Genomic DNA, 17,520 nt, shown 5'->3' with positions numbered 1-17,520 from the left:
ACGTATGGCATTTTCTGATAAGGTATCGAAGATTTTATATGGCGGAGATTACAATCCGGAGCAGTGGACGCCGGATATATGGGAACAGGACATGGAACTCCTTGAGCAGGCCGGAATCGATGTGGTGACGTTGAATGTCTTCAACTGGGCGTCACTCCAGCCGTCAGAGGAGACGTATGACTTCGCGGAGTTGGATGCGGCGGTGAAGCGGGTGACGGAACAGGGGATGGCCATCTGTATGGCCACCTCCACCGGGGCTCATCCGGCGTGGATGGCCAAACGGTATCCCGAGGTCCTGAGAACGGATTTTGAAGGCCGCAGGAGGAAATTCGGAGGCCGCCACAATTCCTGTCCCAACAGCCCTGTATTTAAGCAGTATGCAAAGCGGCTGGCCGGGAAGCTGGCGGAGCGCTACCGGGAACAGAAGAATATCGTGCTCTGGCATGTGAGCAATGAATATGAAGGCGCGTGCTACTGTGAAAACTGCGAGAAGGCGTTCCGTGTCTGGCTGAAAAAGCGTTACGGAACCATTGAAAATCTGAACCGGCTGTGGAACACGAGATTCTGGGGGCATACCTTCTATGACTGGGATGAGATCGTGGCTCCCAGCATGGTGAGTGAGCATTTCGAGGAAGCCAGAAGCATGTATCAGGCCATAACACTGGACTACAAACGGTTTAATTCGGACAGCATGCTGGCCAATTACCGGGCGGAGGCGGAAGCCATCCGGGCGCAGATCCCGGACGCCTGCATCACCACCAACTTCATGGGCGCGTATAAGCCGCTGGATTATAAGAAATGGGCGGCCAGCCTGGATGTCGTTTCCTGGGACAACTATCCGGCGGAGGGGGCCGATCCTGCCGCTATTGCCATGAACCATGATCTGATGCGCGGACTTAAACATGGCCAGCCCTTCCTCCTGATGGAACAGACGCCCAGCACCTGCAACTGGCTGAATGACAACCGCCTGAAACGTCCCGGCGTCATGCGGCTCCTCAGCTATCAGGCCGTGGCCCATGGAGCGGACACGGTGATGTTTTTCCAGATGAGGCGCTCCAGAGCGGGCTGTGAGAAGTTTCACGGGGCCGTCATCGACCACGCAGGCCATGGAAATACCCGTGTGTTTAAGGAGTGTCAGGCTCTTGGAATGGAACTGAAGGCACTGGGCAAAGAGGTGGTCGGAGCCCGTGTACCGGCAAAGGCGGCGCTGATCTTTGACTGGGATACGTGGTGGGCGCTGGAGTGCTCGGCAGGTCCCAGCGTGAGGCTTAAATATCTGGAGGAGCTTCAGAATTACTATCGGGCCCTTTCGAAGCTTCACATTCCGGTGGATATAATCGGTATGGAGGACGGCTTTTGTGGATATGAACTGATAGCCGCTCCGCTTCTGTATATGGTGAAGGAGGGCGTCTCCGGGCGGCTGGAGGAATTCGTGAGGGCCGGAGGGACAGCAGTTTTTTCTTATTTAAGCGGATATGTGGATGAGAATGACCAGATTACTCTGGGCGGTTATCCGGGAAAACTCAGGGAACTCACCGGAATCTGGGTGGAAGAGACCGACTCCCTGCCGGAAACGGAGCAGAATTCGTTCTGCTATGAAGGGAAAATCTATCCGGCCGGACTGCTGTGCGATATTATGCACACGGAGGGGGCGGAGGTGCTTGCCCGTTACCGTGAGGACTTTTATGCAGGCACTCCCGTTATCACCAGGAACCAGTACGGAGACGGTCTGGCCTATTACGTTGGAACACGGTCCGGAGGGGACTTCTATCTCAGGTTATTCACGGATGTGTGTAAGGAAAAGGGGCTGCGAACAGCCTCCCATGATACGGTGGAAACGGCGGCCGCCTTATCCGAAAAGGGAATCGAGATGACTGTGCGTAAAAAAGACGGCGTGGAATACCTGTTTTTATTGAACCATTCCGGGAAGAAACAGGAGCTGGCGGTCTCTGTCAGCGGAACGGATTTGCTGAGCGGGAGGGAGATCTGCCGTGGAGAGGTGTTTTCGGTTGATGCGGCGGGGGTTATGCTGGTGAGAGTGTTAGAGCGTGTCTGAAGCGGCATATTGAGCCCTAATTCAGTCAGCTGCACGCTTTAGTATAATAGAGATGAGGACAGGAAAATGGAGCAGAGACAGCTGATAGATTTGTTAAATGATATGAGCCTGGAGGAGAAAGCAGGACAGCTCTTTCAGGTAACCGGTGACTGGTTTGACGGCATGGAAGCGTTGGAGCAGACAGGGCCGGAGGCGGAGGAGACCGCCAGGATCAGGAAAAGCTACAGCCATCTGGCCGGTTCTGTGCTGGGGGTCTATGGAGCAGCCAATATAAAAAGGATTCAAAGCGCATATATGGAACGGCAGCCGCACCATATTCCCCTGCTTTTTATGCTGGATATTATCAATGGGTATAAGACCATCTATCCGATTCCGCTGGCACAGGGCGCCATGTTCGATCCGGAATTTGCGGGCGACTGTGCGGCCATGGCGGCGAAAGAGGGGGCGGCGGGCGGGCTCCATGTGACATTTTCCCCTATGGTGGATCTGGTGCGCGACGCCAGATGGGGGCGCGTGATGGAATCCACGGGTGAGGACGTGTATCTAAACAGCCTGTACGCGAAGGCAATGGTGGAAGGCTATCAGAGGCAGCAGGGCGAAACGGATTTTCTGGCCTCCTGCGTCAAGCATTTCGCGGGATACGGCGCGCCGGAAGGCGGGCGGGAATATCAGACGATGGAGCTATCAGAGGAGACATTTCATGAATTCTATCTGCCTGCCTATGAGAGCGCCGTAAAGGCCGGAAGCAGATTGGCTATGACCGCGTTTCAGACGGTAAACGGGATACCCGCAACCGTAAACAGGGCGCTGCTCCGGGATATTCTGCGCGGTGAAATGGGATTTGACGGCGTACTGATCTCGGATTACGCGGCGATCGGAGAGACGGTGGTTCACGGTGTCTCTGAAGACGGGGCGGATGCCGCGCGCCGTGCGCTGGAAGCGGGAGTCGATATCGATATGATGTCCGGCGTATATCCGGAGTATCTGGCCGGACTGGTAAAAAACGGAACGCTGGCTGAGGCACTTCTCGACGAAAGTGTCCTGAGAGTTCTGGAGCTTAAAAACTGGCTGGGACTGTTTGAGGATCCCTTCCACGGAGCCGACGAGGCGAGGGAAGCCCGCACGTCTCTCTGTGAAGAGCACCGGAAGCTGGCGTATGAAGCGGCGGTGAAATCCTTCGTACTGCTTAAAAATGAGGACGCCATCCTGCCGCTTTCCCCGAATCAAAAGATCGCATTTATCGGTCCCTACACCGATTCTCAGGATATGCTGGGCAGCTGGTCCTTTACGGGAGGCGCCGAAACCGGGGCGGTAAAGACCATACGGCAGGCAGCGGAAGAAGCGCTGGCCGGCTGGTCCGTGACGTACCATACCGGCTGTCCCGTACTGGCTCCGGGGACGGTGCTGGAGGGCTTTGACCGGTATAAACCTTTCAGCGCGCCGCGGGAAGAGACAGACCGCTGGAGGGAGGAGGCGCGAAAGGCCGCAGAGGAAGCCGATGTGGTGGTCATGCCCCTTGGCGAACACTGCTTTCAGTCAGGGGAAGCCGCAAGCCGGGCATTTATTGAGATTCCAGAGATCCAGCAGGACTTATTCCGCGCAGTTTCCGAAGTAAATCCCAATGTGGTGGCGGTGATATTCAGCGGCCGGCCTCTCGATCTGCGCGTTATTTCTGAGCGGTCCAGAGCCGTGCTTTCTGTGTGGATGCCAGGTATGGAAGGCGGCCGGGCGATTATCGATGTGCTGACCGGAACGAGAACGCCCTCGGGAAAGCTTCCCATGAGCTTCCCTTACTGTGTGGGGCAGGTACCGGTTCATTATGACAGCCTGATGACGGGACGGCCTTACCGAAAGGGAAAGCCGGAACGGTACGTCTCCAGGTATCAGGACATACCCGCCGATCCGCTGTATTCTTTTGGGTATGGACTGACCTATACGAGCATGGAACTTTCTGAGGTCCATCTGAGCAAAGACGAGCTGATGCCGGGGGAAGAGATCGAGGCGTCTGTGACCATAAAAAATACAGGGAAGCGGGAAGGAACCGAGACGGTTCAGCTCTATCTCCGCGATGTAACCGGCAGCACAGCGAGGCCGGTGAAGCAGCTGAAGGGCTTGAAACGCGTCACACTGCAGCCGGGAGAGGAGGCAAAAGTGGCTTTCTACATCGGGGAAGACCGTCTGAAATTCTTTCAGAAACCGGGATTATGGGACAGCGAGGCGGGTGCATTTCTCGTCTTCATCGGAACGGACAGCAGGACGGAGCATTCGGCGCCATTCTGGCTGAAAAAACAGGAAGCACCAGAAAATACTTGAGAGGCAGGAGGCAGTGGAAAACCATGAGAACCGTATTGATCCTTATGGATACATTAAACAGAAGATTTCTAAAATCCTATGATGAGAATGCGGAGGGGATTACGCCGTGCATGGATGCATTTGCAAAGGAGGCAGTCCGGTTTGATAATCATTTTATTGCCTCCGCCCCCTGTATGCCTGCCAGGCGGGATATTTTTACCGGACGCATGAATTTCCTGGAACGCGGGTGGGGAGGAATGGAGCCCTTCGACCGGACGCTTCAGGGAGAACTGCGGAATCATGGAGTCTATACCCACATTACCACGGACCACGCCCATTACTTTGAACTGGGTGGGGAAAACTACTGTTCCCTGTTCGATACCTGGGACTACCACCGCGGCCAGGAGAATGATCCCTGGATTTCGAGGGTGAATCCCCCATTCGGAGAGCCGCAGGCCTACGGCCGCAAATCGGTCCAGCATCTTTTAAACCGGCAGGAATATGCGCGCGGGGAGGAGACGTATCCGACTCCGGCCACCTTCCTGTCCGCCTGCCGCTGGGCCGAGGAGAACCGGGGAGCGAATGATTTCTTTCTGATGGTTGAGGCGTTCGACCCTCATGAACCGTTCGATGCACCGGACGCCTACCATGAACTGTATGGGGATGATTACAGCGGAAAGGAGTTCAACTGGCCGGGGTATGCGCCTGTCACAGAACCGGAGGAGGCCATATGCCATCTGCGGAAATGCTATCTGGCGACCATGACCATGGCGGACCGGTGGCTGGGCCGTTTCCTCGATGCCCTGAAGGAAAATGGGCTGTATGAGGATACCCTGGTGATCCTGACCACGGATCACGGTCATATGCTGGGAGAACACGGATTTACCGGAAAAAATTATATGCACGCGTATAATGAGATGGCCCACATCCCCCTCTTCGTGAAAATGCCTCAAGGAGAATGTGCCGGAGAGCATAGAAAACAGCTGACCCAGAACATCGATCTGATGCCGACAATATTGAAGCACCACGCTGTTCCTGTTCCGGAAACCGTAAAGGGAAGGGATTTGTCAGAGATGATTCTCCGGCACACACCTTCCCGGGAAGCGGTAATCTATGGCTGGTTCGGCCGTGCGGTCAATGTATACGACGGCCGCTATACGTATTTCCGGGCGCCTGCGAGGCCGGACAATAAGCCGTGTTACCAGTACTGTGCCGTACCGACGACGCTGTGCCGGTTCTTTGGTGAAGAGTACGCGATGGAAATGGAGATGGGGCGTTTTCTTCCCCATACGAGATACCCGGTTTACCGGATACCGGTTCACAATGAAACGGACTGTATGGGGGATTTAAGCTTTATAAGAGACTCCTGCCTCTGCGATCTTGAGCAGGACTACGCCCAGGAGCATCCCATAGAGGACGAAGAGTTGGAGGCGGCCATGTGCAGGAAGCTGGCCGCGGAAATGAAAGAGGCCCAGGCTCCGTTGGAACAGTATGAGCGCCTCGGGCTGTCGGAAAGGGGGATTTGAGGAAATGGACAGAAAGCCCAACATCATCTTTTTCTTTTCTGACCAGCAGCGCTGGGATACGGCCGGATGCTACGGCCAGCGTATGCCGGTGACCCCGAATCTGGACAGACTGGCAGAGGCGGGCGTCTGCTTTGAAAATGCCTTCACCTGTCAGCCGGTATGCGGCCCTGCGCGGGCCTGTCTCCAGACCGGGATGTATGCCACGGAACTGGGCTGCTACAGGAATAACATCGCCCTGCCTCAGGGGGAAATGACTCTGGCCCACTACTTAAAAAAAGCCGGATACCGGTCCGGATACGTGGGAAAATGGCATCTCGCCTCCACCGGCGGTGATTCCAATGAACCGCTGGAGCCCGGTGTGGAATACGTCTGCCGGGGAGTTCCAAAGGAGCGGCGGGGGGGCTATGACGATTACTGGGTCGCCTCGGATGTGCTGGAGGCCACCTCACACGGTTACGGCGGCTTTCTATTTGACGCGGAGAACCGGCGGGTGGAGTTTGAGGGATACCGGACTGACGGGGTGACCGGTTTCGCCCTGGATTATATGAGGACATGGGATAAGAATCAGCCGTATTTCCTGTTCCTCTCCCATATTGAACCCCACCATCAGAATGACCACCGGCGCTTTGAGGGGCCGGAAGGCTCGAAGGAACGGTTCGCAGGATTTAATGCGCCAAAAGACCTGGCATTTGCGCCCGGAGACTGGGGAAGTGACTGGCAGACCCAGTATCCCGATTACCTGGGGTGCTGCAGCCGTCTGGACTACAATCTGGGGAGAGTTCTGGCGTGTGTGAAGGAAATGGGGCTTGAGGATGATACGGTCATTATTTATGCCAGCGACCATGGATCCCATTTCAAGACGAGGACCGTGGAATATAAGCGGTCCTGCCATGATGGCAGCATTCATATTCCGCTGGTGATATACGGAAAAGACGCCTCCGGCACCGCATTTCTGGGCGGAAGGAGAGAAGGGGGGCTTGTCAGCCTCATCGATCTGCCGTCTACGATTCTGACCATGGCGGGGGTGACAGTACCGGAAGGCATGAAGGGCCGTCCGATTCAGGCGCTGTTGGACGAGAAGAAGCGGGAGACGTGGCGGAATGAAGTGTTTCTGCAGATCAGCGAGAGCCAAGTGGGACGGTGCATCCGGACGGAACGCTGGAAATACAGCGTCCGCGCGTACGACAGGAAGCCATGGCTCGACGCGGGAGCGGACACGTACCGGGAAGAGTATCTATACGATCTGGAACAGGACCCTGCTGAACTCGTGAATCTGGTCTGCTCGCCAGGGCACGAGGCCGTGCGGGCGGAAATGAGAACCAGGCTGATCCGGAGAATGGCGGAGGCCGGAGAGAGGGAACCGGTGATTCTGCCGTCATTCGGCCACACCACCATCTCTCTGGGGGCGCTGGCAGTGCTGGAGGACCTCGTCTGCCATCCGTTTACCTCTGAAATGATGAAAGAACTGCTTCCGGAAGGACTGGTAGAGAGCAAAAGCTGGGAACGGGTCAGAAAAATGCGTGTGAAGGAGGCTGCGTAAACCGTTTTAACGCCTGGCGGACAGGAATTTACAGACCGGCTGCTGGAAGAGATGGAGAAGCTGGAATTTGGATGGAGACAGGAAACAGGTAAGTAAAAACCGAGGAGGAACCATGGAATTTGTAAGAGTAAAGGGAAATGAATTTATTTATCAGGGACAGAGCATCCGGTTCGCCGGGCTGGGCATCGGGAGCTGGCTGAATCTGGAACACTTTATGCTCGGAATCCCGACGCCGGAAAAGCAGATGAAGGAAGCATTTACAGAGGTGTTCGGACCGGCTCGGTCAGCCCGGTTCTTTGATGATTTCGTCTGCTCCTTCTGTACGGAGGAGGACTTTAAGCTTTTGAAGGATACCGGCATCAACCTGATCCGCGTGCCGTTTAACTACAGACTGTTTCTGGATGATCAGAATATGGAGCTGCGGAAGGAAGAGGGATTTCGCTATTTTGACCGTCTGCTGGGCTTCTGCCGCAAGTATGAGATCTATCTTCTTCCGGATCTGCACAGCGTTCCGGGCGGGCAGAATCCGGACTGGCATTCTGATAATCAGACGGGAACGCCTGCGTTCTGGCATTACGATGTATTTCAGCAGCAGATCATATCCCTGTGGCGGGATATTGCCGCCCGTTACAGGGATGAGCCGTATCTGCTGGGATACGATCTTTTAAACGAGCCGTTTCTCATGCCGGCGGCGGACGGAAAGCTTCAGCAGTTTTATGAGAGGGTGACGGCTGCGGTCCGCGAGGTGGATGAGAACCATATTATTTTCCTGGAGGGGGATTCCTTTGCCATGGATTTCTCCTGTTTAAAGGAAATCAGAGATGAGCAGACGGCGCTGACCTTCCATTTCTATCCCACCGTTTGGGAGGCAGACTTATGTGATCCGGGTTATCCGCGGGGCGAAAGGCAAAAGGTGTTTGAACAGCGTTTCCGTACCATGCTCGACGGCCTGCTGCCCTTTAACCGTCCGCTGCTCTGCGGCGAGGCAGGGTACGATATTGCGGGGCACAGCCTGGAGCATGTGATGGAGATGGTGGAGGACACGCTGGGCTTATTCTGCCGGTATGGCGTATCCTGGACCTTATGGTGCTATAAGGATGCGCAGTTTATGGGGCTGGTATACCCGCGGGATGACTCAGAATGGATGAGCTTTGCAGTGGAAATGCGGACAAAATGGACCCATTACAGGGAAATGGAGATGGGGAAGTCTCTGGTGGAGACCATGTGTGCCCTCTTTCCGGGGGAGGTCGATGAGGAGCTGAAATACAGGCTCCAGTTCCGCCAGCGCGCGCTTCTGTATACGCTTCAGAAGGAACAGCTATTAAAACCGCAGCTTCAGGCCTGGGGCTGGGAGAGAATCAGTCGTATGCCGGATTCTTTTCTGTTTGAAAACTGCGGTTATTATAAAGAGTATCAGAAGCTTTTGGCTGTTTACGCCAAAGCGCTTAAGGAGAGCGGGAGGGGAACGGAGATGGCGGACCGCCGCATACATGCCCTTTAGCTTCTGCGGAGGTATTTATCGCTGGCTGATTCTGTATTTGCGGGCGAAGTCTACGGGGCAGTAGGACAGCTTTGCCTGCCTCAGGCCGGGATCACCCAGATCATCCTCGCGGTTTATCAGGACGGCGTCGGGAAATTCGTGGATGAGAAACTGCTGGTTGATGAACTGGTACAGGCCTTTTATCTCAGGATTGGCTTTCTCAATGTGTATGACAGCCATCTGCTCCAGGGGATTGCAGCTGCCGATGGTAAATGCCTCCAGAGTACCGTCTATATAGACTCCGGCCATTGTGATATCGAGGAGAGAGCAGCAGCGCAGAATCTCATGGATGCCCAGAATCTCATGCTCCAGCTGGCCTTCCATGCGCTCTTCCCTGGCGACACCCCAGCGTGCGAGAAAACTCTTGATCTCGGCACCGTCCGCACAGGTCAGCCTGCGGTATTCGAAGCGTCCCTCCCAGGTCCTGACGAAGGAGTTGACCAGATTTTTCTTCTTGTGCAGCTTTCGGCCGGCGAGAGAACGAAGGGCATCTCCGGAATATAAGTAGTCACGGGCATCCTCCAGCTCTTCGACATCGAATTCGTCCTCCGGCAGGTTCAGGAGGCGGACAGCGGCCTCGTCGGCCAGGAAGATATTTAGCTTTAATCCCAGGGTTTGGTTAAAATAGTCCTTCAGCACGTCGAAGGAATGGGGCAGGCAGGCCGCTTTACAGATGGGAAGGGCCGCGTACTCCTTTCCGTCCGCGGCAATACGAAGGAAGATCGTATTATCATCTCCGACCGCATAGCGTACCTGATAGTAATCTTTCCAGAGGAAAAGGCCTAAGAATACGCTGTCGCAGGTCTTGTTTTCTCTGAAGGTAAAAAGGGGTGCCAGCGTTTTCAGCGCGCTGGAGTCCAGATCTTTAAATTGCAGTTCCATATAATTCCTCACTTTATCGTTCAATGTTCTTGCTATTCTCCTATCATTTCCAGATAAGGCATTTGCCATTCTGTAATTATGTGGACAGCCTGATTTTCCAAAAGGCCATTATATGACAAAAGTGCGATGAAATCCACTGCTTTTTTATGGCAGATCATTCAGAACGGCAGATTGGCCTGTCCTGGTATAACGTATCACAAGGACTTATGATACGTTATACCAGGAGGCGTTGGGGCGGAAATACTGGCAAACAGAGCAGCAACAGGAAAAAATTCGTTTTTTCCCATCACATCCCGATAAAATGCGCATAAGATGGTTATGTATAGAAAGAAGCAGGGAGTGATAACCGCTGTGCAGGATAATTTAGAGCATACTTATGGGAATAACTTCCAGGTGCTGGAGCCGTATATGCTGTACGGAGACAGAAGCGCTATGGAGAATCTGCCGAAGATGCAGAGGGAACATATGTTACAGGATTTAGAGTATCTGCAGGGAATGTATCCGGGACATATGAAGCGGATTCAGGAATATGTGATGGCAGCCTGCGATCGTCTGGATTATAAAAACAGTCCGCTGTATGATGAATTTCCGGACCGCCTGATGGTGAATCAGGTGTGCGATTCCGTATGCCGCCAGATTCTGGAGGACGGAATTATAAACGGAGCAGAGCTTGGACTGCAGAATACATCGGAACAGCCGGGAGAAGAGACTGCGGAAACGGTAGAAGAAGTGGAAGAAGTAGAAGTGTACGAGGTAAACAGCGTGAATACCCAGGATGCGGATTGGAGAATGCAGCAGGTAGTACCGCAGACTCCGACGACATGGGGCCCGCCGTCAGGCCAGCGCCCACCGTCAGGTCAGCGCCCGCCGCAGGGACCACCGCCGTGGGGCCCGCCACCCGGGCCGCAGCCGCCACGCCCGCCGCAGCCGCCACGCCCGCCGCAGCCACCGCGTCCGCCGCAGCCGCCACGCCCGCCGCAGCCGCAGCCACCGCGTCCACCGCAGCCGCCACGTCCGCCGCAGCCACCGCGTCCGCCGCAGCCACCGCGTCCACCGCAGCCGCCACGTCCGCCGCAGCCGCCACGCCCGCCACAGCCGCCACGCCCGCCGCAGCCGCCGCGTCCACCGCAGCCGCCACGTCCGCCGCAGCCACCGCGTCCGCCGCAGCCGCAGCCACCGTGGGGGCCGCCGCCATGGGGACCGCCGCCACGTCCGCAGCCGCAGCCGCGTCCGCCGCGCCCGCCTCAGAATCCGGGAAATAACTGGCTGAATGATATTGTAAAGATTCTGCTTTTGAATGAGATGCATCGCAGACGGTGCCGTACAGGGTTCTGTTTTTAAAGCTTCGCTTTTCTGAAAGAGTCACCTCCTGGACTGACCTTGGATAACGGATCAGGGATTACGGCAGCAGGATATGGGATAAGGCCCGGGATTTCCTTTTATTACAGGATATCCCGGGCCTTATTCCGTGTTACGTCTGCGAAGCTGATCGTAGATCTGCTGCCGTTGCCGCCGCCGTTGCCGCCGCCGTTGCCGCCGCCGTTGCCGCCGCTGTTGCCGCCGCCGTTGCCGCCGCCGTTGCCGCCGTCATTGTCGCTGTTATTTCCGCCGCTGTCACGTCTCTGGCGGAAAGCAATGTTCAAACATGCTCTAAGTGTGAAACAGGTGCGGAAAGGTGAGCTGCCTTCCCTTCCATATATTCTCTTTCCCCTTCAGCAAAAAGAGTGTGTCCCCCTTTTCTTCCGAGGGAACGCAGGTGTCCCCGGATACTGGCGAAAAGCCCAGATCTGCAAATGCAGTGTCTTCTTTTGCCGCCGCGGAGAGAATGGCATCCAGTTCCTGATGGGGATCGCAGAAGATATCGTAACACGTCATTACCGTATCTTCATACTCGGCTATTATAACCGCATCAAATTTTTTCAAATAAAATATACAGTTTTTCATAAAACTGATAGAATAAAACATTAGAAGCTCAAAATTGTTTACGACTGTCAGCTGTGAAAAAGGATTGGATTTCAAATAGCAGGAACGAAGCAGTTCCCTGTCGGCACCGCATTCCATATTCAGCCTTCTCATGCCGCCGGGATTGGGAATCACCGGCCGGCGGAACTGATACGTGGATTCCCTGATAAAGCCAAATCTGGGATAGAAGTCCAGAACGGAGTCATTGGCAAAGAGAAACATGGCATCGCACCGGTCCCTCCAGTCTTTTAAAATCTCACTGATCAGAATACGCGCCAGCCCTCTGCCCCGGTATTCCGGATCCGTCATGACAGTCCCCAGCTGCACATACCTCCGCATTTCCCCATTCCACAGGATATCCATGGGGTTGACGGATACATTTGATATCACTTTCGTCCCGTCGCGCAGCGCGTAAGGGACATTTTTGTCAGTCCAGAACCCCTGGCGGTACCATTCTTCAAACGTAAATCCGAATGTTTTCGCCGTCAGTTCATTGTAGGACGCCCGAACCGCGTCGTTTGTCCTCACAGACTTGTCCAGTACATAACGGTCAGTCATCATCCCATCCTTTCCGCGCAGTGCAGCACAATGGCACATGCGCCGGATTAACTCGTTGTTATCAACCGCGCTTCAGAAACCAGAGTCAGTTTTTTGCTGCGGCTTTCAGACTTATAGTATAGAATCCGGATCATGTGATGTCAAATATTTTATGTATATGGAATGTAAAATGGCCATCCGCTGCAGATTTCACCATCTTCCCAATTTTTTTCTTAATTCCTCCCTGATTTGTGGAACAATGTTCCTTTTTTTCATCTCCGCAATTATTTTTTCGAATTCACCTTTTGGAGCAGGCGGCATCACCGTGTCACAATACCTGTCCACACATTCAAATTCCTGCAGCAGCTCCCTTTCCTCTTTTGGTGTGAGTTCCCCTGTGTTTTTTCTTATCATGCCGTATCAATCCTTTCTATATCACTAATATATTACATAAACGGACAAAATATGACTGGATTAAAACAGTAAATGAATAATGCTCCGTATATAGAGCAATTATAGAACCTGGATACGATAGAATCAATTGAAAATGTTCGTTATAAGGAGCAAAACTGGATGGAGCAGAAGATTAAACAGGATATTGTAATCGGTTATAATATCAGAAAATTACGGAAACGGGCGGGGCTTACACAGGAACAGACTGTGGCGCGGCTGCAGCTGATGGAGTGCAATATAACAAGGGGAAATTATGCGAAAATCGAAGTCGGCCTGGCGAATATCCGTGCCACGGAAATGATGGCGTTAAAACGAATATTCGGAGCTGACTACAGCGAGTTCTTTGTACCGATTCCGGATCAAAGAAAATCCTGATATTTTCGGAGAATGCCGGCTTTATCCCCCTTCCCGGCTGCAGGTTAATAAAGTTTTAAGTTGTAGTTTTGTTGGATATTGTATAGAATAAAAGGGAAACATAGGGAAAATAGAGGAAGTCTGACATGAAACGATTAGGGAAAAAGATAGGAATACTATTTATTATATTTATTGCGGCGATCGCAATCTACTTTGTGTGGAATCAGAAAAGAACGGAAAAACCTGACTCCATTGTTTATACTGCCATGGATGAGGCGGCTCTTCCGGTGGTCTCGGCCACCATGTTCGGGAGAGACGTTAATTTTCTGCACGGTTATACGCAGGATATGAAGCAGGCGGTGGCGAGAGATTCGCTTACCGTCCTTCCGTCTGACCGCGCGTTAAATATCCGGATCGCGGACTTTGGCGGCAGCATACGCGGCATCAGTTACGAGGTGAGAAGTCTGAATCTGGAGCGCCTCGTGGAGCGCACAAGCCTGACTGAATGGGATACGGCGGATGGGAAGACGACGGCTGTGCTTCCTATTCAGAATCTTCTGTCCAAGGACAGGGAGTATTTGCTGATTCTCTCTCTGGACACGGCGGAACAGGGCGAGGTCCGCTATTACACCCGTATTCTGTGGACGGACAATGAGAATGTCAAGGATATGATAGATTTCGCCGTAAACTTCACCACGAAGACCTTTGACTACGATCAGGCGAGAGAGCTGACGACGTATCTGGAGACAAATGCGACGGAGGACAACAGCTCTCTGGGTCATGTGACCATACGATCCAGCTTTTCCCAGCTTACCTGGGCCGGCCTGGACGTGAAGCCTGTTGGGGATATCCGTGTGACGCTGAAGGATTTAGACGGAATTATGTGTACTGTCCGCCTGGATTACCAGTTGACGAGGACCGCGGAAAACGGAATCAACGAGCTCTACGAGGTGGAAGATGATTTCACCATGAAGTGGGACAGCAAGCGCATTTATCTGATGGATTTTGAGCGAAATACCAACCAGGTTTTTTCCGGACAGCGCGATCTGTTTTCCGGCAAGCGTATTATGCTGGGGATCATGAATGACAGTGAAGTCCGGACGGAAGCGAGCCCGGATGGACGCCATATTGCATATGTGGTCAACAGAGACTTGTGGTCCTATGACCAGTCCTCCGAGAAGGCAGTCAAGATCTTCTCTTTCCGCAGCGGCGACGAAGATGAGATCCGTAATGGCTACGACCAGCACGATATCAGGATTCTGTCCATCGGCGATAACGGCGATGTGAATTTTATCGTTTACGGATATATGAACCGGGGGATTCATGAGGGGGCCATGGGAATCGCCATGTACCAGTACAGCAGCGACGAGAACGCCATCAAAGAGAAATTCTTTACGCCCGTGACCCAGTCCTTTGAGATGCTGAAGGATGACATCGATAAGCTGGCTCATCTGGGAAGCAACGGTATGCTGTATATGATGGCGGACCACGCCGTCTACGGCATCGATTTAAACAGCAACGAATACATGGTTCTGGCAGATTCCCTGACGGATGGAAGCTTCGCGGTAAGCAGAAGCGAACGGCGTTTCGCATGGCAGGAGGGTAGTGATCCCTACGGCTCCAGGGTGATCCATCTGATGGACTTAGACACGGGAAGCAAGAAGGAGATTACCGGGGAAGACGGCAGTCTCTGCCGGCCTCTGGGCTTCGTCGGTGATGATTTCATCTATGGACTGGCGCGGGAAGGCGATATGTGGATTGAAAACGGACGCGTGAAGGATGCCCCCATGTACCGCCTGGAGATCATGGATGATATGGGAGCGATCGTCAACCAGTATGAGTATCCCGATACGTATATTGCCGATGTGGAGGTAGAGGAGAACCGGATTCGTCTGACGAAGATCGCGGGGACCGGAGACCAGTCCTATACGAAATTAAAAGATGATATAATTGTCTGCAATGAGGAGCTGAAGGAAGATCCGTTAAAGGGGATCGGCTGGTACGCATCTGAAGACCGGAGAAAGCTGTATTTTGTGCAGCTCGATAAGGAGGCTGCGTCTCACGACGTGAAGGTTTCCGTACCGAAGAAGATGGCGTATGAGTCCGCCGAGGTGGTGGAGTTAAAGTCAAATGCGGGGCCATCGGAAAGCCTGTTTTATGCCTATGGCGCCGGCCATTATCTGGGAAGCAGCCGGAGCTTTACGGAGGCGCTGAATCTGGCATACGATAAGATGGGCGTGGTGACGGACAAAAACCAGGAGATCGTCTGGAACCGTGTAAACCGTTCGCCAGCCCGCAGCATCAAGGATCCGGAGAACAAGGGAGCCCTGCTGATCCGCCATATGGACGAATTCAGCGGAAGCATGCATTACGATGACGGAATCCTGATGCTGGATGCCCGCGGCTGTATTTTAAATCAGGTTCTGTACTTTATCAGCAAGGGCTGTCCGGTGGCCGTCTATACGGAAAACGGCGGTTACGAGCTGATCAGCGGATACGATCAGTACAATGTAACCATTTACAATCCGACGACAAAGGAAGCCCGTAAAATGGGCTTAAACGACGCCTCTCAGTATTTTTCAAATGTCGGAAATGACTTCGTCTGCGGCGTTTTTACGGAATAAGAAAGTGCGTTCTCTTTACAAATCCGCAGGATATGTTATAATCATTAAAGACACAAAAGAAAAACTTAATAAATTTGTAATAGATTAGATCATAATCAGAGGTGTGGAATGGAACAATATATTATGAAAGGCGGCAATCCGCTGGCTGGAGAAGTAACCATCGGCGGAGCCAAGAATGCTGCCCTGGGTATTCTTGCTGCTTCCATCATGACGGATGAAGACGTTGTTATCGAGAATCTTCCTGACGTCAGGGATATCAATGTATTACTGGAAGCCATCGAGGAAATCGGAGCTGATGTTGAGCGTATTGACAGACATACCGTCCGTATTAATGGGAAGTACATCCACGAAGTTTCCGTGGATGACGAATATATCCGTAAAATCAGAGCCTCTTATTATTTTATCGGGGCTATGCTGGGCAAGTATAAGAGCGCTCAGGTACCGCTGCCGGGCGGCTGCAACATCGGCAGCAGGCCGATCGACCAGCATTTAAAGGGCTTTCGTGCGTTAGGTGCGGAAGTGAAGATCGAGCGCGGCGCGGTGATTGCGCATGCCATCGATTTAGTTGCCAGCCATATCTATCTGGATGTGGTCTCTGTGGGTGCGACCATTAATATCATGATGGCGGCAACCCTTGCAGAAGGACAGACCATATTGGAGAATGTGGCGAAGGAACCACATGTGGTTGACGTGGCGAACTTCTTAAACAGTATGGGAGCCAATATCAAGGGCGCCGGTACGGATACCATCCGTATCAAGGGTGTAAGAAAGCTTCACGGCACGGAGTATTCCATTATTCCGGACCAGATCGAGGCGGGCACCTTTATGTGCGCTGCGGCGATTACCCGCGGTGACGTTACCGTAAAGAATGTGATACCGAAGCATTTGGAGGCTATTTCAGCCAAGCTTCTTGAGATGGGCTGTGAAGTGGTGGAGTTTGACGACGCGGTGCGCGTGGTAGGCAAGACACTTCAGAGACATACCGATATCAAGACACTGCCGTATCCGGGATTTCCGACCGATATGCAGCCGCAGATGACGGTGACACTTGCGCTTGCGGAAGGCGCCAGTGTTGTAACCGAAAGTATCTTTGAGAATCGTTTCCGCTACGTAGATGAGCTGTCCCGTATGGGCGGCAACGTAAAAGTAGAAGGCAACGTAGCCGTTATCGACGGCGTCAAGAAGCTTACCGGAGCATCCGTGAACGCGCCTGACCTGCGTGCGGGAGCGGCGCTTGTGATCGCGGGACTTGCAGCGGAAGGCTATACGATTGTGGAAGAGATCGGATATATACAGCGTGGTTACGAGTGCTTTGAAGAAAAGCTTCAGGGGCTCGGCGCGATGATTGAAAAAGTGGATTCCGAAAAAGATGCGAAGAAATTCAAATTGAAGGTCGGATGAGTGAGTTAGACCAGCAGTAAGGGAAAAAGGGAGGAGCGCTGTGTTGAAAACAGATCATTTGATTTTCAATACGGCCGCTCTTGTTATGAATCGATATAAAAATCGTGCAGAAACAGGATTGCAAAATTTGGATAATCGTGCTATACTGTGCAAGGTAAGGGGCATTGGCGCAGCTGGGAGCGCGTTCGCTTCGCATGTGAAAGGTCGTGGGTTCGAATCCCATATGCTCCACGGTAAAGGTCTGGTAGATACCAGGCCTTTTATTTTTGTGCTGAACTTTTTAACAGCAGGTTCGGATTTTGCTTTTTCTGCTTTACGTGAAAGGGTCCGATTTTTCTTGCCTGTGCAGAAAG

At 53.2% G+C, this 17,520-nt stretch carries 13 protein-coding genes and 1 tRNA gene; 10 read left to right on the top strand and 4 right to left on the bottom strand.

Features of this window, described 5'->3' with window-relative positions; translation table 11 throughout:
* Positions 1-4 precede the first annotated feature (4 nt).
* The 5 genes from H8S80_RS25735 (at position 5) to H8S80_RS25715 (ending at position 8,915) form a co-directional block, all read left to right on the top strand.
* Positions 5-2,056 (top strand): beta-galactosidase, encoded by a 2,052-nt coding sequence (locus H8S80_RS25735; RefSeq protein WP_117633007.1) that lies wholly within the window; start codon positions 5-7, stop codon positions 2,054-2,056.
* Between the two features lie 66 nt (positions 2,057-2,122).
* Entirely contained in the window at positions 2,123-4,369 is a 2,247-nt protein-coding gene (locus tag H8S80_RS25730; RefSeq protein ID WP_117633006.1) for a glycoside hydrolase family 3 N-terminal domain-containing protein, read from the top strand.
* A gap of 23 nt (positions 4,370-4,392) precedes the next feature.
* On the top strand, positions 4,393-5,874 hold the full coding sequence (locus H8S80_RS25725) for a sulfatase (protein WP_117633005.1): 1,482 nt from the start codon (positions 4,393-4,395) through the stop codon (positions 5,872-5,874).
* A gap of 4 nt (positions 5,875-5,878) precedes the next feature.
* The gene (locus tag H8S80_RS25720) at positions 5,879-7,414 is read left to right on the top strand and encodes a sulfatase family protein (protein ID WP_117633004.1); all 1,536 of its coding nucleotides are present in this window, start codon (positions 5,879-5,881) and stop codon (positions 7,412-7,414) included.
* 112 nt (positions 7,415-7,526) lie between these two features.
* The gene (locus H8S80_RS25715) at positions 7,527-8,915 is read left to right on the top strand and encodes a glycoside hydrolase family 5 protein (RefSeq protein WP_117633003.1); all 1,389 of its coding nucleotides are present in this window, start codon (positions 7,527-7,529) and stop codon (positions 8,913-8,915) included.
* A 15-nt stretch (positions 8,916-8,930) separates the two neighbouring features.
* Here the strand turns inward: H8S80_RS25715 and H8S80_RS25710 are convergent, their stop codons facing one another.
* Both H8S80_RS25710 and H8S80_RS25705 read right to left on the bottom strand, forming a co-directional pair.
* Complete coding sequence (locus H8S80_RS25710) at positions 8,931-9,836, bottom strand: DUF2156 domain-containing protein (RefSeq protein WP_002605055.1); 906 nt, start codon at positions 9,834-9,836, stop codon at positions 8,931-8,933.
* A 652-nt stretch (positions 9,837-10,488) separates the two neighbouring features.
* Entirely contained in the window at positions 10,489-11,202 is a 714-nt protein-coding gene (locus H8S80_RS25705; RefSeq protein WP_187049077.1) for a hypothetical protein, read from the bottom strand.
* 25 nt (positions 11,203-11,227) lie between these two features.
* Here H8S80_RS25705 and H8S80_RS35175 point away from each other — a divergent pair, with 25 nt between their 5' ends.
* Positions 11,228-11,515, top strand: coding sequence for a disulfide bond formation protein B (locus H8S80_RS35175; RefSeq protein WP_181988057.1), 288 nt, complete (start codon positions 11,228-11,230; stop codon positions 11,513-11,515).
* Here the strand turns inward: H8S80_RS35175 and H8S80_RS25695 are convergent.
* Both H8S80_RS25695 and H8S80_RS25690 read right to left on the bottom strand, forming a co-directional pair.
* On the bottom strand, positions 11,487-12,359 hold the full coding sequence (locus H8S80_RS25695) for a GNAT family N-acetyltransferase (RefSeq protein WP_181988053.1): 873 nt from the start codon (positions 12,357-12,359) through the stop codon (positions 11,487-11,489). The two genes, H8S80_RS35175 and H8S80_RS25695, sit on opposite strands and share 29 nt — an antisense overlap.
* 186 nt (positions 12,360-12,545) lie before the next feature.
* The gene (locus H8S80_RS25690; RefSeq protein WP_002605051.1) at positions 12,546-12,749 is read right to left on the bottom strand and encodes a hypothetical protein; all 204 of its coding nucleotides are present in this window, start codon (positions 12,747-12,749) and stop codon (positions 12,546-12,548) included.
* Positions 12,750-12,908: 159 nt separating this feature from the next.
* On the opposite strand from H8S80_RS25690, the gene H8S80_RS25685 reads away from it, so the two are divergent.
* The 4 genes from H8S80_RS25685 (at position 12,909) to H8S80_RS25670 (ending at position 17,398) form a co-directional block, all read left to right on the top strand.
* A complete protein-coding gene (locus tag H8S80_RS25685) occupies positions 12,909-13,163 on the top strand; it encodes a helix-turn-helix domain-containing protein (RefSeq protein WP_002605050.1) in 255 nt (84 codons plus the stop codon).
* A 125-nt stretch (positions 13,164-13,288) separates the two neighbouring features.
* Complete coding sequence (locus tag H8S80_RS25680) at positions 13,289-15,766, top strand: hypothetical protein (protein WP_117633485.1); 2,478 nt, start codon at positions 13,289-13,291, stop codon at positions 15,764-15,766.
* Positions 15,767-15,874: 108 nt separating this feature from the next.
* The gene (gene murA, locus H8S80_RS25675; RefSeq protein ID WP_002605048.1) at positions 15,875-17,167 is read left to right on the top strand and encodes a UDP-N-acetylglucosamine 1-carboxyvinyltransferase; all 1,293 of its coding nucleotides are present in this window, start codon (positions 15,875-15,877) and stop codon (positions 17,165-17,167) included.
* 158 nt (positions 17,168-17,325) lie between these two features.
* A tRNA-Ala gene (locus H8S80_RS25670) sits at positions 17,326-17,398 on the top strand.
* Positions 17,399-17,520 lie beyond the last annotated feature (122 nt).

The sequence above is a fragment of the Hungatella sp. L36 genome (assembly GCF_014288035.1).
This window is presented reverse-complemented; position numbering and strand designations above follow the sequence as displayed.